Raw genomic sequence first — 22,145 nt, forward strand, 5'->3', positions numbered from 1 at the left:
CGGTTGTCCCTAATAACCGGTATAATGAAGATAGAAAGGGGATCATACCCATGGTTTTATTACAAAAGTACGTTCTTGAACCAACCTGGATCAATCCGGCTTTAATTGAAACCATCGAACAATCGTCAGAGGACAGTCACATCTGGGTGGCCCGGATGGCGTCTGGTAAGATGGAACAAATGAGTGACACGGAGCTTGCGCAAATCACTGGCGAAAAATCGCAAGCGTAACCGTTTTTATTTGGTATTTTTGGGTGCATCGCCCCGGGGCAATCAGTTATACTAGTTTTTGGGAGTGAGTGGTATGCGATTTTCATGGCGTAAGGCACCAGCTTTATATGGACTTGTTTTTCTCTGCGCGTTTTGCGTGGAATCAGTTCTAATTTTTGTGGTGAATATTGGTTTTTTTAACTGGCAGATTTTCGTCGCTACATATTGGACGTTGGCCAGCAAGACCTATTTCATCGGAGTGGTCGGCGGCCTATTGCACGTTTGGTCGTACTTAATTTCACTGCGCTATCCGGGCGTCCTGGTCGGTAATTTATGCGGCATTGTTGGTTATATCTTACTGTTTATTTTACCGAATCTGTTCTGGATCGGCCTCATCTTCTTGATCATCAGTATCCGTTTGGTGATGCATAATAGTCCCCGGTTTGCCTCCCATCAGCAGGACAATACGATGAGGCATGAAGGCAATGCGTAATCTTGCCATCGCAATCCTCATTGCCGCTGTGGCGGTACTCGTGGCCGGACCGATTGTAGCCTGGTGGGTTACCCGAGACAAGAAAAAGTAGGACAAAGAAAAAACGCCAAACGGCGTTTTTTTCTTTGTCTAATTAATTGGTGATCTTTCCGACGGTGAGAAACTCATAAAGATATCGATTGACCAAGGGATTATGCTCATGCAGTTTACTGTGCTGAGACAGATTGTTTTTGATCACGCGTTCCGTATAGCTTTTTGCCCGGGGCTCCACAATGTATCGCAATGCTCGGGCCGAAACCACCGGTACTCGACTGTCTGAGCCATCGCCCATATCGCCGTATAAATTAAGAACGGCCGCAGTCGTGGGAAAATGTTGACGGTTCTCCAATAATGGTTCGTAGCGGGAAGAAATATAACTTGGCTTGCCGTCCTTATCAAGGGTGGCTTGCGCGGCCGCCTTGTCCATTCCGGGGAAGCCGTTAAACGGACCAGCGATGGTAATCAATTTGCGCAATGTGGGTTCTTTGGTGTTCGCGGCATCGGTCACTGCCCAGTTTGCCCACGCCATTGAACCGGCTGAATGGCCGACCGCGTTAAAATTCTTGATGCCATATTCTTTTTTTAGATTTTCTAAGATTTTCACCAAAGCAGTAGAATCTGGTCGACCGCTTTTGAACACGATCGCAATCAACGGATAGCGAACATTGACTGGCCAATTACCGCTCACTTGGGCATGATCATTGTTATCAACGTCAAAGCGCAATACTTGGCGAAAACCGGCATGTTTGCTCAAATCGTCGATCATATCCTTCTCAGAGCCGTACCCGCCGCCGAAACCATGGACGAATAAAGTCGGGGTGTGGTAATCACCGACGTTTTTCGGATTGGCCTGGGGAGTATTTGTCACGCGGGTGGTGGTGAACCAAATTCCGCCAATCAGCACCAGGACGATGCCGATCACCAACCAAAGCCATTTATTCTTTCGCACGTCACAGTCGCCTCCAACCAGTTAATAATCACACTGGTGTTTCTACGATGGATTTTACCATGGAGCGCGTGGAATGATACAACAATACGCCTATGATCGGGATCAGCACCCCAAACATTGCGAGAATGCCCCAGTTGGTGATGGACAATTTCTCCAGGATGTAAAAGATGGCCTTGTGGCTGAACATAATGATCATTGACTGCTTACCGAGCCATTGCAGCTGATATGCAAAGTTAGTTTTGGCCAGCCGATTGGCAATCCCGATCACCACTAACACAAATAGAATCGGCACAGTGGCCGCAAAGATTCCGTTGGTCACGTTGTGCGACTTCATGTAAAGCACTTGATCAATTTTATCGGCGTACTGAGCCCAAGCAAAGCCAAAGGCACCAAGAACGGAAGCACCGAATAGAATCCGCGAAGAAATAACACGTTTAAGAAGTGGAAAAAGGCGATATCCCGCATACATGTAAAACATTGCCATCAAGGCTACGTCGGCGTTACCCGGTAGTGGAAAACCAAACAATTGCTTGGCATTGTCATAACCTGTTCCCAGAGCGAAGAGACCAATCACCGTTAACCATTGCAGCCACTGGGGTTGGATGTATGTAATCAAAGCGACCACCGCCATATGAGCAATGATGTAGACGGTGACAAACCAGAAGGCACTGGTATAACCATTCAGCACAGTGCCGCCATAGAGCAGACGACCAAAGTAATTGATAGAATAGTCCAGTGACCGGTGTTCAGTAAAATAGTTGATGAAGATAATCGCACTGCCCGCAATTAAGTAGTCCCGATATAGCGGCCAAATTTTGCGTTTTAAGAATTTTCTGGTGGCCGTCCAGGAGTGACCCAATGGTTTAATAAAGAATCCGCCGATGAAATAAAATAGCGGCATATGCCACCAGTAGATCACTTCATAAAGGGCATCTTTATGGGGATAGGCGTGACCAGCCACGACGGCTAAAATACCGATGGCCTTCGCAATATCGACCCACGCAATCCGTTTTTTAGAGGGTCGGACAGAGCCGACCGGTGTTTGTTGATGAGTAATTTGTTCGTTAACTTCCATCCATTTATCAACTCCAATATGTACATTATCGTAAAAATGTGACCAAAATATTGTTTGATTGTGCCATTTTCCCTAACTCTATTGTACGAATCCAAGGCTAGACCACTCAAATTGAATAAGCGGCCGGGCGCGGCATGGGTGAAAAGGGGGATTAAAGGATTCCTGCAAAAAGAAGACAAAAAAACCCGTCAAAGACGGGAAGATAGAAAAACGCGCTGAAGCCCGAAGGCGTTCAGCGCGTCATGATGCACGATTTTATTCAGCGGCAGCTTCCTGCTTAAAATATTGAATGTCGTTTACTTTGTGGGCATCGATACCGTACAATAACGACGTATCTTCGAAGAAGATAAAACGCTTAGCGTGTTCAACGCTTTGAAAATCAGGTACCGGCTTCTTTTCTGTGACTGTGGTGGTCGTTACAACGACCTGGGTGACATCCTTGACCCGATGCTCGCCCTTATCCGTCGAAATCACTACTGTATACATAATATCACCCCGATGATGACATTATAACACAATTCTCAAGTTTTTATAAGGGTTACGAGTAGGCCAATGGCTTATTGTTCAATCTCTGACGGTAAAATAATCGTTTGACTGCGTCCATCGTCATAAGCCACGACTGTTTTAGGCAATTGACTGGAAAACGCGTAAGGCGTATCAAATCCAATCGTCACATCAGTGTCGTCTTCGGAAAATGTGATCGTCAGTTTGCCGGCACGATTACTGAAGGCAAAATTCAACACATTGGTTAACGGCAGCACACCCTGCAAATTCCGATCAATGATCCGCCAGATTTCATCAATGATTGTTCCTGGAACGGCAGACACCACACCAAAAGTGGCGTAACGTCCACGATTTGTGTTAAACATGGTCACCATCTCTTTCCATCAACGATGTTGTATATTTTTATTTTGGACTAGACAGGTCAAAAATGCAATTTTCCTGACTGTTTTGGTCAATATCAATGATCACTGGTCAGTCGTCTGCTTCGCCGATATCGGCGAAGGTGCCATTCACGAACGCGGCTAATATATCCGGCTTAATCCCCACCGAGCGGCCCACTTTACCGGCGCTTACGATAATTTGATCGAAGTTTTGGGCTTTGGTATCAATGTAAATCGGGTAGGGATGAGTTTCATGAATACCGATGGGGGTATTGGCACCGTGCTCATAACCGGTCGTTTTTTCCAAGTCTTTCAAAGGTAGTAATTCTACTTTCTTGTTGCCCGAGGCCTTCGCGATTTTTTTCAAATTGATTCGTTCATCCACCGGGACCACGCCGATCACGGGACCAGTTTTATTACCCGCCAGTGCAATGGTTTTATAAACTAAATGGGGGTCAATAGAGACAGCGCTCGTGGTAATTTGTTGGACATCACCTTCTTGATGGGTCGGGAAGGTATAAGGCACATAACTGATGTGGGCCTTATCCAACATTTTTTCAACAAGTGTTTTATTCTCGCCGTGTTTTTTTTTGCTCAAGAGTGTCTTCCTTTCTTTTTGGTAATTGCTCGACCTGCATATTTCACATGCATGGCAATGCTGATATAATGGTGCACGAAACGGGTGAGGAACATGCGGTGGTTTAATTTTCGTAAAAAAGATAACGAAGACGGCGTCGCTTCCCATGATTTTAGCAGTCTCATGCATCAGGTGCGGGAAGATCCGGAGCACATGCAAGAAGTACAAAAAGCTTTTGCACGTCTCCAACGACATTATAACGGTAAAAAGAAAGACAATAAAATATCGCCAGACAAAAAATAAGGAGCTGCCTTAGTTTTGGCAGCTCCATTTTTGCGACATCAGACCTGAAGTCTAAATGCGATTAGGCATTTAACTCCAGAGCTGATGTCTTAAGACTACTTCCGTTAGTCAAAAGACATCACCTCCTTTGTTCAAATGAATAATAACACCGTTGTTCATTCAGTGTCAACTGTTATGCAAAACCGCAGAAACACCCTAAAAAATAGAGTGCTTCTGCGGTTTTTGAGTGGCCACTGAGGTCCCGTGTTGTAATGGAATAATGACTTCATGAGGATCGAGACTACATCGCGACACCGTTAATTCCTTCTAAAGTTTCATCAATCCGTTCTTTAACTTCTGTGAGTTCTGAGAATGCTGATTGCAGAGTGGTTTGGCAACACGAATTTTGCATCCAGTTAATGGCTTGTTGGGCAGTGCATACCTCGTTATAGTAGTTACGCATTTCGGCCAGCAAGGTGCGGTGCAGTTTCATAAATTCGGCTGGGGCAGGAGTTGTGCCGATTCGCTCCAAGAAAAGGTGGAACTGTTCGCAGTTCTGATGCCAATAGCCAGCGAGGTCTTTCAAGTTCTCAGAGGCCAAGCAACGACCGCGGGTTATTTTTTGGACTGTCCGTTTATATTCTCCAAAGACATCATCGAACATCGTGAAGCGGGCCAGAATCTTGTTGAGGGTCAGGGCGTATTCTTTCTCAAAACGGGTTTCCTTCATCTTTTCTCTCATGACTATTCACCTATTTCTTTTCGTCCAGAGTGACAGGCAACAAGGAAAAATATTTCTCAAAAACATCGTACCATTGGATGTACTAATGGTCAACATAAGTTTTTACTTATTTTAGAAGAACAGTCGTTTTTTTATTATGTTGACCTGTTGTAAAAAGTGATCCAAACGGATTTTACCTGCATCGCAGGGAGGGGCTGTGCCATAATAGAGGCAGGAGAAATGTCAGGATGGGAGGCGAGCAGGGATGGTGACTTGGCATTTATTTATTATCAAAGCGTCATTTCCACCACGACGTATCGCACATTTTTTAACGCAGGTCCATTCGCACCGCACACTTTTGGGGATGCCGGTACAGCGGTTGCATATTGATGGGGATACAGCGGATATGGTGAGTGCGACGATTTGTTTCACACCGCCAGCGCCATTGATTCCTGGCCAAGTTCAGCAACTTGCTCGGACGATTTACGCTTTAATCATGGTTGGCGACAAATTAGAGTTGGTAAAGATGGCGCCGATTATGATCGCGCCGGTACAGCAATTAGGAATCGAGATCCACACATACCCAGAGCACGTGTTTGATATCACGCTGGGGTTGACCTACGATGCTGCGGTGGCACAGAGAAAGGGATAAAAGAACGATGAACTGGTTTAAAGTGACAGTGGAAACAACAACAGAGGCGGTGGCCGCCGTGAGCGAGATTTTGCTGGCAAATGGCGCGAACGGCGTGGAAGTGGCTGACGCGGCCGATACCACGCATATCAAAGCCCGGTTCAAAGACCAAATATATGATTGGCAAGACATTCCCCACCGGCATACTGGTGCGGCAGTCACAGCTTATTATCCGGTGAATTCAAACAACGTGGCACTGGTCGCTAAAATTCGCCAACAAGTCACGCAATTACCCGCTGCCGGATTTTCACCGGATGCTGCGGGGATCGTGGACACAGCCGTCATAGCGGATGAAGATTGGTCGGTGAATTGGCGGCAATATTATCATCCGGTTCGGGTCACCCGGTTTTTGACCGTGGTGCCTGAATGGACACAGTATAAACCCGGTCAAGATGAACATATTATTCGTATGAATCCCGGAGAAGCATTCGGTACCGGCACGCATCCGACCACTCAGATCGCCTTAGCGTTATTGGAACAAACATTGCGTGGTGGCGAGACAGTCATCGACGTGGGCACTGGATCAGGCATCTTGAGTATTGCCGCCGCCGAAATGGGTGCGGTCAAAATCACCGGCACGGATGTGGATGAACGTGCTCTAGCCGTGGCGAGAAAAAATATTCAGCTCAATCCAGCTGCGGCAAAAGTTCAGCTGCAGACGGCCAACTTATTGGCTGATTTTGCCGGTCGAGCTGATATCATATTGGCTAATATCTTGACAGAAGTGCTTGTCCCCTTAATTCCCCAGCTAGACGCACATTTAGCGGCCAATGGCGCAGTGATTCTGGCCGGTATTTACAAAGATAAAATGGATGTCATCGCGCAATCTTTGAAAGCGTCTGGTTTTGCGGTGACTCAGGTGTTAACTGATCAGGAGTGGTTTGGCGTCGTCGCCAAGCGGGAAAGCGAGCTGCAGTAACGTCCTCTGATAAACGGGCTGCGCCGACCAGGGGCTCCGCTTTTAGTTTTATTAAACGGGCTGCGCGCCCCAGGCCCCTCGCGCTAAGCCCATCCTGGTCAAAATCCCCAAGACCGGGGGATTTATGCCCAGGCTGTTCTTAGCGGTCGGGGCCTAGCCGGGGCGCTCCGCCCTCTGTGCAAGCTTTTCCAGTGGAACTGATTATGCTATGATATTGCCATGTTAAATGTAAATGGATGGATGCGTGAATATTGGGATTTTTGAAAAAGTTATGGGCCCGTCCCTGGTGCCGTTTTGTACTTGCCGCGATCGTCATCGTCGGTTTATTACCACTGCTCTTTTCGGTTTTACACATTGCCACGGTGCAACGCATCTGGTGGCTCTTTATACTGCTCAACAGTCTTTTTGCTTTCTTGGGCGGCATTTATCTTCAACACACCCGGGCGAGCGGCTGGTGGATCCTCGTCCCGGCGGCGATTTTCGCACTGTTAGTATTATGGCGGTATGCCGATTACAACTATTGGTTTTGTGCGATCTACCTTTGTCTCGGATTTTGGGGCTTAGGCTGGGGGCAAACCAGTAAACAAGTCTCTTAACAATTTCCGTTCTGTTAAATTCTTGTAGTTTTATCATTTTTCTGGCAAAATATAGGGAATGGATGGCACGCGTCTCCGGATGGGTGCTTTTCTTCACATTGAGGTGTTGAATTGGCTGCTGCCAGATGGCCGGCCGATTCAGAAAGGGGTTTTGACACATGCCCAAAGAGCGTGAATTTACCGCTGATGATGTCTTTGCAATTTGTCATGAATATATGAATGATGACCATTTGGCGATGGTTAAAAAAGCTTATGAATTTGCGGCTTATGTCCATAAAGAGCAAAAGCGCCAATCAGGTGAACCGTACATTATCCATCCCATTCAAGTCGCGGGTATTCTGGCAGAGTTAAAGATGGATCCCGAAACCGTCGCGTCGGGTTTTTTGCATGATGTCGTTGAAGACACTAATGTGACCCTCGGTGATGTGGAAGAGCTGTTTGGTCACGATGTCGCCATCATTGTGGATGGCGTCACCAAGTTAGGCAAAATCAAATATCTTTCTCATCAAGAACAGTTAGCAGAAAATCACCGCAAGATGCTTTTGGCAATGGCCAAGGATCTTCGGGTGATCATGGTTAAGCTGGCTGACCGGTTGCATAATATGCGCACATTGAAACATTTACGCCCAGATAAGCAACGGCGAATCGCTAATGAAACATTGGAAATTTATGCACCATTAGCTGATCGACTAGGTATTTCTCGGGTGAAATGGGAACTAGAAGACAGTTCACTGCACTATCTCAATCCCCAGCAGTATTACCGCATTGTTCACCTGATGAACTCAAAGCGGGGGGAACGGGAGAAGTATATTCAAAATGCGATTGTGGAAATTAAGAAAACCATCGCAGATTTGAATCTACATTATGAAATCTACGGCCGGCCCAAGCATATTTATTCGATTTATAAAAAGATGCGGGATCAGCACAAACAATTTGACGAGCTGTATGATTTACTAGCCATTCGGGTGATCGTCCCGTCCATTAAAGATTGTTACGCTGTCCTCGGGGCCATTCACTCTAAGTGGAAGCCCATGCCTGGCCGGTTCAAAGACTATATTGCACTGCCCAAGGCCAACGGTTATCAATCTTTGCATACGACTGTGATTGGTCCCCAAGGCAAGCCTTTGGAAGTGCAGATTCGTACAGAAGAGATGCACCATGTCGCTGAATTCGGGGTCGCGGCCCATTGGGCATACAAGGAGGGCGACAAGAGTCCTGTGCACCTTGATCGCAATGGCCAAAAGCTCGATATTTTCCGCGAAATCTTGGAAATCCAAGATGAGAGTCATGACGCAGAAGGGTTTATGGAAAGTGTGAAGGGGGATATCTTCACTGATCGGGTGTACGTCTTTACACCCCGTGGAGATGTGTACGAATTACCTAAGGGCAGTGTGCCGCTGGACTTTGCATACTTGGTGCACACTGAGGTCGGTAACCATTCTATCGGGGCCAAGGTCAACGGCAAAATTGTTCCGTTGAATTATCAGCTCAAAAACGGCGACATTGTCGAAATGCTGACGGCCACCAATGCAAAGCCCAGTCAAGACTGGGTCAACATGGTGCAAACATCCCGAGCACGGAACAAAATTCGCCGGTTCTTCAAGCAGCAAGACAAAGAAGATAACATTGAAAAGGGGCATGACCTGCTGGAACACCAGTTGTTGGACAATGGTTATGTGCCGAAGGATTTCTTAGCCAATAAGAGTCTGATGAGCACCATATTGGATAAATTCAATTTTGGTACCGAAGATGAACTGTTTGCAGCGGTGGGCTACGGTGAGCTCTCTGCACTGATCGTGACCAACCGACTGACTGAAAAGACACGGCGGGAGAAGGAAGAGGCGGCCCAGAAGGAACGGGAAAAAGCAATTCTAGATGCCAATCAGAAAGTCACCACCATGACTACCAAGGACAACGCGCCGCGGATGAAGATCAAGCACGAGAACGGCGTGGTGATTCAGGGTGTCGATAACATGCTGATTCATTTGGCAAAATGCTGTAATCCAGTTCCTGGTGATGAAATTGTGGGTTACGTCACGAAGGGGCGTGGGGTGACGATTCACCGTGCGGATTGCCCCAACGTGCAATCTGCACGGAGCATTCCAGGACGTCTGATTGATGTGGAATGGGAAGACATGTCGGACGCGTCCATGTCTTATAACGCCGATCTGGAGATTTATGGGTATAATCGGAATGGACTATTAAACGATGTGTTACAGGTACTTAATTCTCAAACCAAGAACTTGAATAACATCAATGGTCGCGTGGACCATAATAAGATGGCTGATATTCATGTGACAGTGGGCGTCAGCAATGCGGCCCACCTGGAGCGAATGATTAGCAGTATTAAGAATGTGCCCGATGTCTATGAAGTGAAGCGGGCACAAGGCTAGGAGGAAAGCATGAGAATTGTAGTGCAACGGGTCTCTGAGGCAGCCGTGGCGATTGCTGACAAGACAGTGGGCACCATTGGTCGCGGGTTCATGATTTTAGTGGGTGTCGGTCCCACTGATACCCAACGGGATGTGGATTATTTAGTACGCAAAGTGGCTAAACTACGTGTTTTTAGCGATGATCAGGGTAAAATGAATTTAGATCTGGCGGCAGTCAATGGTCAGGTTCTTTCCATCTCTCAATTCACGCTGTATGCCGATACTGCGCATGGTAATCGACCGGGCTTTTCCCAAGCGGCTTCCCCTGAATTGGGCCAACGGCTTTATGAATCATTCAACGACGGCCTGCGACAGGCCGGCATTACGGTCGCCACCGGTGAGTTTGGGGCGGATATGGCTGTTTCCCTCATCAACGATGGACCCGTGACGATACTTTATGACACAGAAGAAGAAGGACGGTAATGATGGCAGACTTTCATTTTATCAACGCAATTTGGGATTTTGATGGCACTTTGTTTGATACGTATCCGGCAATGTTGCGGGCACTTCAGGAAACCCTTCAAGAATTTGGTGACAAAACTGATAGTGACGCGCTCTACAAAGAAATCAAGACGACTTCGATTGGTGATGTGCTGAAGTCTTATGCGGAGCAGCATAATATTGATTTGCAGGCATTGCATGAACGGATGGATGTTCTGGAGAAAAAGTATCAGCCAGAGACGCCTACTGCGTATCCCCATGCTCGAGAAATTTTGCAATTGGTGAGTGATCATGGTGCGAACTTCCTGTGGACTCATCGCGACCGGTCTGCTCTGTCATTTTTAACCACGGAGGGGATGTCTGAATTGTTCACCGGAATCGTCACGGCTAGTGATCGCTTTCCCCGTAAGCCGGATCCTAAGGCGATCAATGCTTTTATTGCCCATTATGGTTTAGATCCGGCGGTGACGGTAATGATCGGAGATCGGCCCATCGATGTGGAAGCCGGTAAGAATGCCGGTGTGCATACAATTTTCTTTGATGTGGATGGCTTTGGTGACAGCAGCAATGCTGATGCCGTGGTGTCCGATCTTGGTCAAATTCAAAACTATTTCCTGGATCAGGGCAAGGGTGAAACCGATGAGGGCACCTATTGATTGATTTGATGTAAGTCTGCCTAAAACACAAAGTGCCTGCCGATAGATTGCTGTCGGCAGGCACTTTGTGTTTTGTATTTTTAGCTAGCGTTTATTGGAAATAGTTGAGCAGTCCCTGGGTGACCCCATTGGCGATTTTCTGTTGATACGCGGTGGAACGAATATCTGAGAAATCTTTGTCGTTGTTGATATAGCCTAATTCAAGCAAGATCGACGGTTGGGTATTATCTCGCAACACTTGGAAATTGCCGAACTCAACGCCCTTATTGGTCAATGGCAGCACGTTACCGAGACTGGCCGAGAGAGTTTTGGCGAGCCGGATGTCCTTGCTGGTACTGTAATAGTAAGCGGTAAAGCCGCTGGCTTGATTGGGTGAAGGGGACGAGTCAAAGTGGAAACTGATGTAGGCATCCACACCATCCGCATTAGACAGCTTTGCCCGTGGACTGAGATCGACAAAGGAATCGCTAGTCCGCGTCATAATTACTTTAGCTCCCGCCGCCCGCAGTTGTGCGGCCACTAATTTGGCCGTAGCCAACGTATAAGTCTTCTCATAGCTCTTGCCATCATTGGCGATTGCCCCGGAGTCGGAACCACCGTGGCCAGGATCCAGCATAATTGTCGCTTCAGACAACTTGGTCGGTGCAGTTTTAGCAGGTTGATCATTCGCCGATAGACTGACTAACCAGCTTGGCACATAACCCTTTTTACCATCTTTGGTTTGCACATGGTACCATTGGCCGCTCGTATCGAGATAAGTCAGGGTGGTGTTGGCGGAAAGGGAGGCGACAATCGCTGCATTATCGTCTGTGGCATTGCGCAGGTACGCCGTTTGCTTTGTGGTGACCGTCTTAATGGAGGCTTGCGATACTTGCGAAGCATCGCCGCCATTTGATTGGACAGTGGTCGCTGTTTCATTGGTGGTCCGCAACGTGTCATTACGCATCCATCCTACTGAGTCATTCACCAGCACCTGACTCCAGCCACCTGCTTGATACAGGATCGTTACTTTTTCACCAGCCTTGGCTGTCGCGACGATACCCGCGTCGGTAGCCGCTGTTTGGCGAATATTAGCCTCTTCGCTGGTGACGATACCCACTTTATTGGTGGCTTGAGATACTTCTGTATTATCCACCAGCCAGCTGGCCACCCAACCAATCCGATTATTGTCCAGGCGAATTTGATACCAATCATTGCGACTGGAAAGAATCGTGTATTTTTGTCCTGATTGTACCTGGGCCATGACGTTATATGACAAGCCCGGCCCCTGACGGACGTTCAACACACTGGCCCGCACGGTAATCATTTGGTAGTTGGCTAAGGCGGTCGTCACACCAGTGGCAGCGCCGACAACGATCACCAAGAGGACGATCAGTGGATATTTTTTGATAAAGTGCTGACATTTTTGCCAAAACGTGGCCAATATTCCCGCCTGCTTTCAATCATTCGTGCCGAATTCTTGTTTCTGTGCTGTTCCTATTATAGCAAACCCGCTTTGTTCTTGACGAAAAACTTGAATCAGAAAATAATATCGTTTACAATTCGTCGGCCATATTGACAATTGTCCCGCCGTTCCTTACGCTTGTCTTGATATTAATAAAAGCACACACGGAAACAAAGGATAGGTCGGTACCACAGAGAGAGTTCATTTGCTGAAAGAATTCACTGACTGAAAAGACAGTTTTCGTTGCTGGGTGATTTTTCACCCCGTTCGCATGAACGTTACCCATAGACAAAAATAAAGGTGGTACCGCGCACAAAGCGCCCTTGTCTTAGACGAGGGCGTTTTGTGTGCCTTTTTATACAGAAAGGAAGATCCGCTTGAAGTACCAAAAACCGAAAGGCACTGCAGACGTTTTGCCTGATACATCCCGCTTGTGGGATTATGTGGAAACCAAGAGCCGGCAAATTTTTGACCGATATCGTTTTGGCGAGATCCGCGTTCCAATGTTTGAGAGTTATGACTTATATGCCCGCTCTTCCGGTGATACAAGCGATATTGTCACCAAGGAAATGTACGACTTTCACGATAAGGGTGATCGACACATGGCATTACGGCCGGAGGGTACAGCCGGTGTGGTCCGCGCATTCGTGGAAAATAAACTGTATGGTCCGGAATATCCCAAGCCGTACCGTGTCTATTACATGGGCCCGATGTTCCGTTATGAACGGCCCCAATCTGGTCGCCAACGAGAATTCCACCAAATTGGGGTGGAGGCATTTGGCAGTGAATCGCCATTACTGGATACAGAAGTGATCCAATTAGGGGTAGATTTGTTGCATGCTGTCGGGGTGCATGATCTACGTCTGGCGATTAACACATTGGGTGATCCAGCAACCAGAGATGCGTATCACCAAGCTTTGGTGGACTATTTTGCCCCGCATCGGGCCGAATTGAGTGAAGATTCCCAGATTCGCTTGGAAAAGAATCCACTGCGTATCTTAGATAGTAAGGATCCGCGAGATAAAGTGTTTGTCAAAGATGCGCCTTCGATTCTTGACTACTTAACGCCAGCGGCGCAAAACCACTTTGCGGCTGTCAAGACTGCCCTGGACGGTCTCAATATTGACTACACCGTGGACCCGACGATGGTGCGCGGGCTGGATTATTATAACCACACAATTTTTGAAATCATGACCAGTTCGCCAGCATTTGGTAATAAAGAATTGACCGTTTTGGCCGGGGGCCGGTATGACGGTTTGGTGGAACAATTCGGTGGCCCTGCCACTCCGGGTGTGGGTTTCGGGATTGGCCTGGAACGGCTGATTCTCTTGGTTCAACAAGCCCAGCAATTACCACCGGCACCTGATTTGAATGTCTATATCGTGTCTTTGAATGACCAAGCCGGGGAAGAGGCGTTGCGCTTGGCCCATGCCATTCGGAACGCTGGGTTTACGGTGGATATGGACTTCATGGCGCGTAAGGCCAAGGGCCAATTCAAAACCGCCAACCGTGAAAATGCCCAATTGGTGATCACATTAGGTGAAGATGAATTAGCTAACCAAGTGGCCAGTATTAAACAAATGGCCACAGGTAAACAGCAACAAGTACCGTTCAACACAGTAGAAAATAATTTTCAAAGTATTTATCAACATTTGGTGGAAGAGGGAGAACAGGAATGAAACGCACGAATTATGCAGGACTGATTGATGAAAAATATGTGGGGCAGGAAGTGGATTTAGCTGGCTGGGTCGCTAAACGCCGAGACTTAGGCAATTTGGTCTTCGTCGATTTACGGGATCGCGAGGGAATTTTACAGCTGGTCTTTAGTCAGGCCATTAATCCAGATGCTTTGGCTATTGCTGAACAAATGCGGTCTGAATACGTGATTCGCATTCATGGGAAGGTGGCTAAACGGGCTGATTCTGCGATCAACAAAAAGATGCGCACGGGCATGGTCGAAGTGGAAGTCACAGAAGCGGAGATTTTGAACAAATCAAAGACCCCGCCTTTTGATATTGTTGATGGTGTCGATGCGACCGAGGATACCAAACTGAAGTACCGTTATTTGGATTTGCGGCGTCCAGAAATGCAAAGGGGTTTGCGTACCCGAGCTCAGATCGTCAAATCAGTGCATCACTACTTGGATGATCACGACTTTATCGAAATGGAAACACCCGATTTAACTAAGTCGACACCAGAAGGCGCCCGTGACTATATTGTGCCGTCGCGGGTATACCCAGGCAGCTTCTATGCTTTGCCACAGTCTCCCCAATTATTTAAACAATTGCTGATGGGGGCCGGCTTTGACCGTTATTATCAGTTGGCTCGGTGCTTCCGGGATGAGGATTTGCGGGGCGATCGTCAGCCGGAATTCACGCAGATCGATATCGAAACCAGCTTCCTGGATCAAACTCAGATTCAGACCCTCACAGAGGGAGTCATTGCCGAAGTGATGCACGATGAGAAGGGCATTGACGTCAAGCTGCCATTTCAACGAATGACTTGGCAAGAGGCCCAAGATCGCTTTGGCTCAGACAAGCCAGATATTCGCTATGGCATGGAATTGACAGATTTATCTGACCTGTTTAAAGATTCAGCATTCAAAGTCTTTTCCGGCACCATTGCTAACGGCGGCCAGGTCAAGGCCATCAATGTGTCTGGCGGTGCGGATAAATATTCCCGTAAGCACATTGACGAACAGCAAGAATACATCAAGCGTTTTGGCGCCAAGGGTCTAGCCTGGGTTAAAGTCACTGCGGACGGTTTTACCGGTCCGGTGGCCAAGTTCTTAGGTGACCAGGCAGATGCACTGGCACAAAGAATGGCCGCTAAAGCAGGCGATTTAATTCTGTTTGTCGCAGCATCACGGAAAGTAGTTGCTGATTCATTAGGTTACCTGCGGACATTCTTTGCTAAGGATATGGGTATCATTCCAGAAGACGAATATGCGTTTTTGTGGATTGTTGATTGGCCGTTATTTGAATACGATGAGGGCGACAAACGTTGGGTTCCGGCGCACCACCCGTTCACCATGCCCAATGAGGAGGATATTCCATTGCTCGATACCGATCCATACAAGGCGCATGCGCAAAGTTACGACATTGTGTTAAATGGGTATGAGTTGGGCGGCGGCTCGATTCGTATCCACGATAAGGATATTCAATGGAAGATGCTGAAAGCATTGAACTTCACTAAGGAACGAGCTTATGCCCAATTTGGCTTCTTGCTGGATGCCATGGAATACGGCTTCCCGCCAATGGGCGGCTTGGCCATCGGGTTGGATCGCTTTGCCATGCTGCTTTCACACCGCAATAATATTCGTGACGTGATTGCCTTCCCGAAGAATTCTAAGTCTACCGATCCAATGACCAGCGCACCGCAACCTGTAACTGGGGAACAACTGGATGAACTCGGTATTGAGGTCGAAAAGAAGAAGTAGGGCACAAACTAATTGTGCAAAACCAATGACATCACTCGTCAAAATGCGTATACTACGCAGTGGGAACTGACTGTTTCGTTTTCCACTTTGCTTTATTGGATTTTGAGCTTTTTGAAAGGTGGCGTCTCATGACAGCACGGGATGATAATGACTTGCGGGCAAAACTTTCGCCTCTCGCCTTTGAGGTAACACAGCACGCAGCCACAGAGCGGCCCTTCAGTGGTCAATACGACGACTTTTATCAGGCCGGGATTTATGTGGATGTAGTGAGTGGTGAACCATTGTTTTCTTCTTTAGATAAATATGATGCAGGTTGCGGTTGGCCTTCTTTTACCAAGCCGATTCAGAAGCTGCATACTCATTTGGATACCAGTCACGGGATGATGCGGACCGAGGTACGCAGCAATGACGCTGGCTCGCATCTTGGTCACGTGTTTACGGATGGTCCGGCTGCGCAAGGTGGTCTGCGCTATTGCATCAATTCTGCGGCTTTACGGTTTATTCCAGTAGCCGATCTGGCCAAAGAAGGATATGGACAGTATCAAGAATTATTTTCTCAGAAGGGATGACGGTAATGGCAGAACAGACAGCAATATTCGCAGGCGGTTGTTTCTGGTGTATGGTCCAACCGTTTGATCAATATCCAGGGGTTAAATCTGTCGTCTCAGGGTATACTGGCGGGCACGTGGCCAATCCCACGTATGCACAAGTGTCCAGCGGTACTACCGGACATACCGAGGCCGTTAAGATTACTTTTGATCCGGACCAGTTGAGTTATGCTCAGTTGGTTGACATTTACTGGCAAGTTGCTGATCCCACTGATGCAATGGGGCAGTTCCAAGATCGCGGGGACAATTACCGGCCAGTGATTTTCGTCAATTCTGAAAAACAGCGGCAAATTGCTGAAAAGTCAAAGGCACAATTGGCAGCCAGTGGTAAATTCACCAAACCCATCGTGACCCAGATTGAATCAGCCCAACCCTTTTATGCTGCAGAAGACTACCATCAGGATTTCTACAAAAAGAATCCAGAACGGTATGCGATGGAAGAGGAAGGCGGCCGCGCCGATTACCAAAAGAAGTTTTGGGGTCGTTAGGAACCTCTGATCTAAACTGATAACAAGGGCAAGAACTCGTTACTGAATTCTTGCCCTTGTTATTTTTTTCGCGAATAATCGTCCTGCCAGCGGGCGCAGTGTTTCTATCGTGCAGAAGTGGGCGAATATGTTAAAATGAATGCACGTATTCGACAGAAAATGGGAAAAGGGACGAATAATTCACGCATGGATAATCTAGAAAAAGTTGCTCGGCGGTACCGCAGTTTAACGCGTGTTTCAGCAGCACTGTTATACGCGGTCGCCGTCTCGATGGCCTTGAATTTCTTCTGGGAGCCCGGTGGTATTTACGCTTCTGGAATCACCGGCTTTGCCCAGCTGATGAATACCATTGTGACCCGTTTGGGGATTAGTTATTTGGGGACCCCTTTTTGGTTAGTGGCCCTCAACGTCCCGTTATTTGTTTTGGCTTGGCGTAAGATTGGACATCGATTCACCATGTTTACTATTTTGGCGGTCGTATTGTCCTCTTTGTTATTACATTTTTCGCCGATCCGGAAACTCACCGTCGACCCAATTTTATGTGCCATTTTCGGGGCATTATTTAACGGGGCTGGTACCGGCTTTGCATTGCGCAGCGGTATTTCCACCGGTGGATTGGATATTTTAGGGATCGTGCTGCGGAAAAAAACCGGCAAATCGGTGGGGTCGATTAACATTGCGTTCAACGCCATTATTATTTTGCTGTCTGGGTTTGTATACAGCTGGCCCCATGCCCTCTACAGTGCCTTGGGGATCTTTATTAACGGCCGGGTCATTGATATGATTTATACACAGGACCAACGGTTGCAGGTCATTATTGTGACCAACCACCCACGGACTGTCATTGCCGGTATTCAAGAACAAATGCGGCGCGGAATTACGATCATGCACGACGCAGAAGGGGCATATCGGCACGAAGAAAAGACGGTTTTGTTAACTGTTATTTCTCAGTACGAACTGCATGATTTAACCCAAGTGATGTACGAGAGTGATCCCCATGCCTTTGTGTCTGTCACACCGACCGTCCGGATTTTGGGCCATTATTATGAACCGAAGAGGGAGTAAATTAATTATGAAACATGATCATTTAGGCGCGCATGTGCCTTTACGCGGTAAAGAAATGTTCGCCGGTTCCGTCCAGACAGCGGTGGATTATGCTGCGGATGCGTTGATGGTATTCACGGGTGCGCCACAAAACACTCGCCGCAAACCTATTTCTGAATTTGAGATTCCGGCGGCTCAGCAATTGTTGGACCAAAGCGGGATCGACGATGTGGTGGTGCATGCGCCGTATATTGTCAATTTGGGTAATACTGCTAAACCGGAGAACTACACGTTTGGGGTGCAATTCTTAAAAGAAGAAGTGGCCCGCGCCGATGCGTTGGGGGCAACCCAGATTGCACTGCATCCCGGAGCACACTTGAAAGATACCCCTGCCGCTGCGCTGCAGCAGATTATTAAGGGACTCAATGAAGTCATCAGTCCAACCCAACATGCCCACATTGCTATTGAAACCATGGCGGGCAAGGGCACTGAGGTCGGTATCACCTTCGAGCAATTGGCGACGATTATTGATGGGATTCAAAACAACGACAAAGTGAGTGTCACGTTTGACACCTGTCATACCAGCGATGCCGGTTATGATATCAGCCACGATTTTGATGGTGTGTTGAACCAGTTTGATCACATTATTGGGCTGGATCGTTTGCAAATGATTCATTTGAATGACTCCAAGAATCCCCAAGGCAGTCATAAAGACCGCCACGCTAACATCGGTTTTGGCACCATTGGGTTTGATGCACTGTACCACGTATATTCCCACCCACAACTGAAAAATGTCCCCAAAATCATGGAGACACCATTCGTCGGGCCGGACAAGAAGCATCAGTATCCACCGTATGCCTATGAAATTCAGATGCTGCGCAGTGGTCAGTTCGATCCAGATTTGTTAAAGAAGATTGAAGCGACGGAAGGTAGATTGCCTAAGTAGATGTTTTGAGAGTATAAAAAAGGCCGGACATAATTCTGCCTGATGAGCTGTGCCAAAACTGCGCAATTTCCGGTGGCAGTGTACTCGTCAGGCGTTGAATTACTTCCAGCCTTTTCTGTTTACTTCATCGCATTCGGACGATAATCATCCAAGCCTAAATGCTCCAAAATTAGAGTCGCTGTTTCTTCAATAGAACGCTGGGCGACGTTGATGACCATGCAGCCGAGTTTCTCGTACAGATCATGAGCAAATTTCAGCTCATTGCGAATCTCATCGACATTCGAATAAGTCGTATCTGGGTTTAAGCCGTAAGCGATCATTCTTTCTCGCCGAATGTTGTTCAAGACTTCAACATCGTTGGTCAAACCGATGATCTTCTTGCGATCAACTTTCCATAATTCTTCGGGAATATGAGCCTGCGGCACCAGTGGTAAATTAGCTACTTTTAAGTTACGACCAGCGAGAAACAGTGATAACGGTGTTTTTGAAGTCCGGGAGGGGCCTAACAGGACCACGTCGGCTTCTAAAAAGCCCTTGGGATCTTTCCCATCGTCATACAATACGGCGAATTCCATAGCTGAAATTCGGTCGAAATATTTCTCATTCAAGTGATGAATAGCACCGGCTTCGTATGTCGGCATCTCGCCGGTTTGCTTCGTGACTTCCTGAATCACCGGAGTCATGAGGTCAAAATCGGGGACATGAGCGATCACACAGGCTTGGTGCACCAGAGCGGCTAACCCCTTGGTGGCCAATGTATGAATTACCAGTCCGCCTTCATCATGGGCCCGTTGGACGACTTCGTTGATTTGTTTTTCGTTACGGATAAAGGGGTAACGATTGTAGGTAGTTTCCACATTGGGAAATTGGGCCATTACCGCTTGGGCCAGCTTAAAAGAGGTCTCCCCAATGGAGTCGGACAACACGTACAGGTTAAGCTTCTTTGTTTCGGTCATTACGATTTCTCCGCTTCTCTCATTTTTCTTAATTCTACCATAATTTTGGACTTTCTAGAAAAACGACATTCCTGGAATCCCGGTGGTATCGATGGAAGAAAACTTTTTCCAATTAATTCGCAAGATTAATTGCGCTCTAAAATAATGTTCTGTATAATGAAAAGGAATTGTTTGTCATGTGTACATCTGGCGACAGTTACACTTATCGCGGAGGGAGGGATGTCAAATGGCAAAGACAGTCGTTCGCAAAAACGAATCTCTCGACGATGCACTGCGGCGTTTCAAGCGTTCCGTATCCAAGAGTGGGACGTTGCGTGAGTACCGTAAACGCGAATTCTACGAAAAACCAAGTGTGAAGCGGAAGCTTAAATCCGAAGAAGCGAGAAAGCGTAAGAAGTACTAGTCGCGATAGGAGTCCGAAAATGAGCTTGTTAGATTCGCTAAACACCGATATGATTACCGCGATGAAAGCGAAAGATAAGACCACGCTGAGTGTGATTCGGATGATCAAGGCTGCCTTACAGAATGAAAAAAATGAGGTGGGTCGTGATTTGACCGATGCTGAAGAGCTTGGGGTTATTACCCGAGAGATGAAGCAGCGGAAAGAATCTCTTGAAGAGTTTGAAAAAGCGAATCGAGAAGACTTGGTTACTGGCGTCAAAGCCGAAATTGCTGTCGTTGAGAAATATATGCCGAAGCAAATGGACGATGCTGCCATTAAGCAGACCGTTCAAGATACAATTACCGAGGTTGGGGCGACCGGCAAGGCCGATTTTGGCAAAGTAATGAAGGCACTCATGCCCAAGGTTAAAGGCAAAGCGGATGGCGCCAAAGTCAACGCTTATGTCAAAGAATTGCTGGGTTAGTCGCTTCTTTGCGAAGTTGATTGATGTGGCTTAATATTCTTGGAAGGATCTGCATTTGCAGGTCCTTTTTGTATTGCGCTTGTTCTCTTTTTGTGGCACAATGCTTGCAATGCAACAAAATAACGGGTGACAGAGAGCATCCATTTTGCTGACGCGGCTGTTAATGGCAAAATCTTAACAGTGCACGGCTGAATCTTTGCCTCCCGATTTCTGGAGGAAATATCTCATGGCAGACTTAACCACAACAATTGGTGATTTCCATTTCGATAATACGGTAATGAACGGTGCGGGTGTTTGGTGTTTCGATCGCGATGAATTGAGCGCGGTGGATTCTTCGGCAGCCGCTACTTTTGTCACTAAAACAGCTACCTTACAAGCGCGACAGGGTAATCCAGAACCACGTATGGCGGCTACTTCTCTGGGCAGCATCAACTCTATGGGATTACCCAATAAGGGACTGGATTATTATCTGGGTGTGTTGGCGGAGTTTGAAAATACCCATCCCGACAAACCCTATTTTCTATCTACCACAGGAACGGACCCGGATGACTTCGGCCGATTATTTACGAAGATCGCACAAAGCAATTTTCATGGTCTCGTGGAACTTAATCTTTCTTGCCCGAATGTTGTGGGCAAACCGCAAATTGCATATGATTTTGGTGCTGTTGAGCGTATCTTGACGCAGGTTACCGGTATTTACCACGGCGCCTTGGGAGTCAAGCTACCGCCATACTTTGACTTGGTTCACTTCCAAGAAATTGCGGCTGTCTTGAATAAATTTCCGCTGGTTTTCGTCAACACCATTAATAGTGTTGGTAACGGACTGGTCATTAAGGATGAAACAGCTGCCATCGCGCCGAAGGGTGGCCTGGGCGGTATTGGCGGCGGCTATATTAAGCCGATGGCGTTGGCTAATGTGCGGACATTGCGACAGTTATTGAATCCCAGCATCCGGATTATTGGGACTGGCGGTGTGCAAAATGGCCGCGATGTTTTTGAATTGATTCTGTGCGGCGCGGATATGGTCGGTGTCGCAACTCAATTGGGTAAAGAAGGGCCGAAGGTGTTTGCCCGGTTAACGCAGGAACTGAATGATTTAATGGACGAGAAGGGGTATCGGCGGTTAAGCGACTTTCGGGGAAATCTCCAGGTGCCGGAGGCGGTGGCGGTGCGGTAGAGTTGTGCACCGTCAGTAGTGCTGCACCATGGTTTACGTAAGCGGGCGGAGCCGACCAGAAGCTAGAGGACAAGAGTGGCGGACCATAAAACCTAAGTGCGGGTTTTCTGGTCCGCCACTCTTGTCCTTACGCTTCTAAGCGGTCGGCTCCACCCTCTTGCAATATTGTGCTAAAATAAACAGTAAATAACCTTTTAGAAAGTAGGGAGAACT

The 22,145-nt window shown here is 47.5% G+C and carries 26 protein-coding genes; 18 read left to right on the top strand and 8 right to left on the bottom strand.

The window, feature by feature from the left end; all coding sequences use genetic code 11:
- The first annotated feature begins 50 nt into the window (after positions 1 to 50).
- A complete protein-coding gene (locus FD09_RS07880; RefSeq protein ID WP_057820081.1) occupies positions 51 to 230 on the top strand; it encodes a bacteriocin in 180 nt (59 codons plus the stop codon).
- Positions 231 to 366: 136 nt separating this feature from the next.
- Complete coding sequence (locus FD09_RS07885) at positions 367 to 702, top strand: hypothetical protein (RefSeq protein WP_162261491.1); 336 nt, start codon at positions 367 to 369, stop codon at positions 700 to 702.
- A gap of 133 nt (positions 703 to 835) precedes the next feature.
- On the opposite strand, the gene FD09_RS07890 is transcribed toward FD09_RS07885, so the two are convergent.
- The 5 genes from FD09_RS07890 to ybaK all read right to left on the bottom strand — a co-directional run bounded on the left by FD09_RS07890 (position 836) and on the right by ybaK (position 4,247).
- Positions 836 to 1,690, bottom strand: coding sequence for an alpha/beta fold hydrolase (locus FD09_RS07890; RefSeq protein WP_057820085.1), 855 nt, complete (start codon positions 1,688 to 1,690; stop codon positions 836 to 838).
- Between the two features lie 28 nt (positions 1,691 to 1,718).
- Positions 1,719 to 2,765, bottom strand: a complete 1,047-nt coding sequence (locus FD09_RS07895) for an acyltransferase family protein (protein WP_057820087.1) — start codon at positions 2,763 to 2,765, stop codon at positions 1,719 to 1,721.
- Between the two features lie 255 nt (positions 2,766 to 3,020).
- Positions 3,021 to 3,251 (bottom strand): hypothetical protein, encoded by a 231-nt coding sequence (locus FD09_RS07900; RefSeq protein ID WP_057820089.1) that lies wholly within the window; start codon positions 3,249 to 3,251, stop codon positions 3,021 to 3,023.
- 71 nt (positions 3,252 to 3,322) lie between these two features.
- Entirely contained in the window at positions 3,323 to 3,634 is a 312-nt protein-coding gene (locus FD09_RS07905; RefSeq protein ID WP_057820091.1) for a DUF960 domain-containing protein, read from the bottom strand.
- Positions 3,635 to 3,740: 106 nt separating this feature from the next.
- Complete coding sequence (ybaK, locus tag FD09_RS07910; RefSeq protein ID WP_415649330.1) at positions 3,741 to 4,247, bottom strand: Cys-tRNA(Pro) deacylase; 507 nt, start codon at positions 4,245 to 4,247, stop codon at positions 3,741 to 3,743.
- A 93-nt stretch (positions 4,248 to 4,340) separates the two neighbouring features.
- Here ybaK and FD09_RS07915 point away from each other — a divergent pair, with 93 nt between their 5' ends.
- On the top strand, positions 4,341 to 4,529 hold the full coding sequence (locus FD09_RS07915) for a hypothetical protein (RefSeq protein WP_057820093.1): 189 nt from the start codon (positions 4,341 to 4,343) through the stop codon (positions 4,527 to 4,529).
- Between the two features lie 280 nt (positions 4,530 to 4,809).
- Here FD09_RS07915 and FD09_RS07920 read toward each other — a convergent pair whose 3' ends face one another.
- Entirely contained in the window at positions 4,810 to 5,250 is a 441-nt protein-coding gene (locus FD09_RS07920) for a hypothetical protein (protein ID WP_057820095.1), read from the bottom strand.
- A gap of 244 nt (positions 5,251 to 5,494) precedes the next feature.
- On the opposite strand from FD09_RS07920, the gene FD09_RS07925 reads away from it, so the two are divergent.
- The 6 genes from FD09_RS07925 to FD09_RS07950 all read left to right on the top strand — a co-directional run bounded on the left by FD09_RS07925 (position 5,495) and on the right by FD09_RS07950 (position 10,964).
- On the top strand, positions 5,495 to 5,881 hold the full coding sequence (locus FD09_RS07925; protein ID WP_057820097.1) for a hypothetical protein: 387 nt from the start codon (positions 5,495 to 5,497) through the stop codon (positions 5,879 to 5,881).
- Positions 5,882 to 5,888: 7 nt separating this feature from the next.
- Positions 5,889 to 6,839, top strand: coding sequence for a 50S ribosomal protein L11 methyltransferase (gene prmA / locus FD09_RS07930; protein ID WP_057820099.1), 951 nt, complete (start codon positions 5,889 to 5,891; stop codon positions 6,837 to 6,839).
- Between the two features lie 260 nt (positions 6,840 to 7,099).
- Positions 7,100 to 7,435, top strand: a complete 336-nt coding sequence (locus tag FD09_RS07935) for a hypothetical protein (protein WP_157053721.1) — start codon at positions 7,100 to 7,102, stop codon at positions 7,433 to 7,435.
- Positions 7,436 to 7,593: 158 nt separating this feature from the next.
- Positions 7,594 to 9,828, top strand: coding sequence for a RelA/SpoT family protein (locus FD09_RS07940; RefSeq protein ID WP_057820103.1), 2,235 nt, complete (start codon positions 7,594 to 7,596; stop codon positions 9,826 to 9,828).
- Positions 9,829 to 9,837: 9 nt separating this feature from the next.
- Positions 9,838 to 10,290: a D-aminoacyl-tRNA deacylase gene (gene dtd / locus FD09_RS07945; RefSeq protein WP_057820105.1), complete on the top strand. Its 453-nt coding sequence runs from the start codon at positions 9,838 to 9,840 to the stop codon at positions 10,288 to 10,290.
- 2 nt (positions 10,291 to 10,292) lie between these two features.
- A complete protein-coding gene (locus FD09_RS07950) occupies positions 10,293 to 10,964 on the top strand; it encodes an HAD-IA family hydrolase (RefSeq protein WP_235812238.1) in 672 nt (223 codons plus the stop codon).
- A 91-nt stretch (positions 10,965 to 11,055) separates the two neighbouring features.
- Here FD09_RS07950 and FD09_RS07955 read toward each other — a convergent pair whose 3' ends face one another.
- On the bottom strand, positions 11,056 to 12,387 hold the full coding sequence (locus FD09_RS07955; protein WP_057820108.1) for an N-acetylmuramoyl-L-alanine amidase family protein: 1,332 nt from the start codon (positions 12,385 to 12,387) through the stop codon (positions 11,056 to 11,058).
- Between the two features lie 398 nt (positions 12,388 to 12,785).
- Between FD09_RS07955 and hisS the strand changes: the two genes are divergently transcribed.
- The 6 genes from hisS to FD09_RS07985 all read left to right on the top strand — a co-directional run bounded on the left by hisS (position 12,786) and on the right by FD09_RS07985 (position 18,933).
- Positions 12,786 to 14,087, top strand: coding sequence for a histidine--tRNA ligase (gene hisS, locus FD09_RS07960; protein WP_057820110.1), 1,302 nt, complete (start codon positions 12,786 to 12,788; stop codon positions 14,085 to 14,087).
- Complete coding sequence (gene aspS / locus FD09_RS07965) at positions 14,084 to 15,847, top strand: aspartate--tRNA ligase (RefSeq protein WP_057820112.1); 1,764 nt, start codon at positions 14,084 to 14,086, stop codon at positions 15,845 to 15,847. The genes hisS and aspS overlap by 4 nt, the downstream gene beginning before the upstream one ends.
- A gap of 128 nt (positions 15,848 to 15,975) precedes the next feature.
- Entirely contained in the window at positions 15,976 to 16,416 is a 441-nt protein-coding gene (gene msrB / locus FD09_RS07970; RefSeq protein WP_057820114.1) for a peptide-methionine (R)-S-oxide reductase MsrB, read from the top strand.
- Between the two features lie 5 nt (positions 16,417 to 16,421).
- Positions 16,422 to 16,943, top strand: coding sequence for a peptide-methionine (S)-S-oxide reductase MsrA (msrA, locus tag FD09_RS07975; RefSeq protein ID WP_057820116.1), 522 nt, complete (start codon positions 16,422 to 16,424; stop codon positions 16,941 to 16,943).
- A gap of 186 nt (positions 16,944 to 17,129) precedes the next feature.
- Entirely contained in the window at positions 17,130 to 18,008 is an 879-nt protein-coding gene (locus FD09_RS07980; protein ID WP_057820118.1) for a YitT family protein, read from the top strand.
- Positions 18,009 to 18,015: 7 nt separating this feature from the next.
- Positions 18,016 to 18,933, top strand: a complete 918-nt coding sequence (locus FD09_RS07985; protein WP_057820120.1) for a deoxyribonuclease IV — start codon at positions 18,016 to 18,018, stop codon at positions 18,931 to 18,933.
- Positions 18,934 to 19,052: 119 nt separating this feature from the next.
- On the opposite strand, the gene FD09_RS07990 is transcribed toward FD09_RS07985, so the two are convergent.
- Positions 19,053 to 19,889 carry a pyruvate, water dikinase regulatory protein gene (locus FD09_RS07990; RefSeq protein WP_057820122.1) on the bottom strand — a complete coding sequence of 279 codons (837 nt, stop codon included), beginning with the start codon at positions 19,887 to 19,889 and terminating at the stop codon, positions 19,053 to 19,055.
- Positions 19,890 to 20,115: 226 nt separating this feature from the next.
- Here FD09_RS07990 and rpsU point away from each other — a divergent pair, with 226 nt between their 5' ends.
- The 3 genes from rpsU (at position 20,116) to FD09_RS08005 (ending at position 21,932) form a co-directional block, all read left to right on the top strand.
- Complete coding sequence (gene rpsU / locus FD09_RS07995; RefSeq protein WP_057820123.1) at positions 20,116 to 20,292, top strand: 30S ribosomal protein S21; 177 nt, start codon at positions 20,116 to 20,118, stop codon at positions 20,290 to 20,292.
- Between the two features lie 19 nt (positions 20,293 to 20,311).
- A complete protein-coding gene (locus tag FD09_RS08000; RefSeq protein WP_057820125.1) occupies positions 20,312 to 20,755 on the top strand; it encodes a GatB/YqeY domain-containing protein in 444 nt (147 codons plus the stop codon).
- 226 nt (positions 20,756 to 20,981) lie between these two features.
- Entirely contained in the window at positions 20,982 to 21,932 is a 951-nt protein-coding gene (locus FD09_RS08005; protein WP_057820127.1) for a dihydroorotate oxidase, read from the top strand.
- Positions 21,933 to 22,145: the final 213 nt, after the last annotated feature.

Source organism: Schleiferilactobacillus perolens DSM 12744 (assembly GCF_001435585.1).
Classification (GTDB): domain Bacteria; phylum Bacillota; class Bacilli; order Lactobacillales; family Lactobacillaceae; genus Schleiferilactobacillus; species Schleiferilactobacillus perolens.

Coding starts and splice junctions, on each gene's coding strand:
- FD09_RS07880 (WP_057820081.1), top strand. CDS start 51: ATGGTTTTATTACAAAAGTACGTTCTTGAACCAACCTGGATCAATCCG.
- FD09_RS07895 (WP_057820087.1), bottom strand. CDS start 2,765: ATGGAAGTTAACGAACAAATTACTCATCAACAAACACCGGTCGGCTCT.
- FD09_RS07900 (WP_057820089.1), bottom strand. CDS start 3,251: ATGTATACAGTAGTGATTTCGACGGATAAGGGCGAGCATCGGGTCAAG.
- FD09_RS07905 (WP_057820091.1), bottom strand. CDS start 3,634: ATGTTTAACACAAATCGTGGACGTTACGCCACTTTTGGTGTGGTGTCT.
- FD09_RS07915 (WP_057820093.1), top strand. CDS start 4,341: ATGCGGTGGTTTAATTTTCGTAAAAAAGATAACGAAGACGGCGTCGCT.
- FD09_RS07920 (WP_057820095.1), bottom strand. CDS start 5,250: ATGAGAGAAAAGATGAAGGAAACCCGTTTTGAGAAAGAATACGCCCTG.
- FD09_RS07925 (WP_057820097.1), top strand. CDS start 5,495: ATGGTGACTTGGCATTTATTTATTATCAAAGCGTCATTTCCACCACGA.
- prmA (WP_057820099.1), top strand. CDS start 5,889: ATGAACTGGTTTAAAGTGACAGTGGAAACAACAACAGAGGCGGTGGCC.
- FD09_RS07940 (WP_057820103.1), top strand. CDS start 7,594: ATGCCCAAAGAGCGTGAATTTACCGCTGATGATGTCTTTGCAATTTGT.
- dtd (WP_057820105.1), top strand. CDS start 9,838: ATGAGAATTGTAGTGCAACGGGTCTCTGAGGCAGCCGTGGCGATTGCT.
- FD09_RS07950 (WP_235812238.1), top strand. CDS start 10,293: ATGGCAGACTTTCATTTTATCAACGCAATTTGGGATTTTGATGGCACT.
- aspS (WP_057820112.1), top strand. CDS start 14,084: ATGAAACGCACGAATTATGCAGGACTGATTGATGAAAAATATGTGGGG.
- msrB (WP_057820114.1), top strand. CDS start 15,976: ATGACAGCACGGGATGATAATGACTTGCGGGCAAAACTTTCGCCTCTC.
- msrA (WP_057820116.1), top strand. CDS start 16,422: ATGGCAGAACAGACAGCAATATTCGCAGGCGGTTGTTTCTGGTGTATG.
- FD09_RS07980 (WP_057820118.1), top strand. CDS start 17,130: ATGGATAATCTAGAAAAAGTTGCTCGGCGGTACCGCAGTTTAACGCGT.
- FD09_RS07985 (WP_057820120.1), top strand. CDS start 18,016: ATGAAACATGATCATTTAGGCGCGCATGTGCCTTTACGCGGTAAAGAA.
- FD09_RS07990 (WP_057820122.1), bottom strand. CDS start 19,889: ATGACCGAAACAAAGAAGCTTAACCTGTACGTGTTGTCCGACTCCATT.
- rpsU (WP_057820123.1), top strand. CDS start 20,116: ATGGCAAAGACAGTCGTTCGCAAAAACGAATCTCTCGACGATGCACTG.
- FD09_RS08000 (WP_057820125.1), top strand. CDS start 20,312: ATGAGCTTGTTAGATTCGCTAAACACCGATATGATTACCGCGATGAAA.
- FD09_RS08005 (WP_057820127.1), top strand. CDS start 20,982: ATGGCAGACTTAACCACAACAATTGGTGATTTCCATTTCGATAATACG.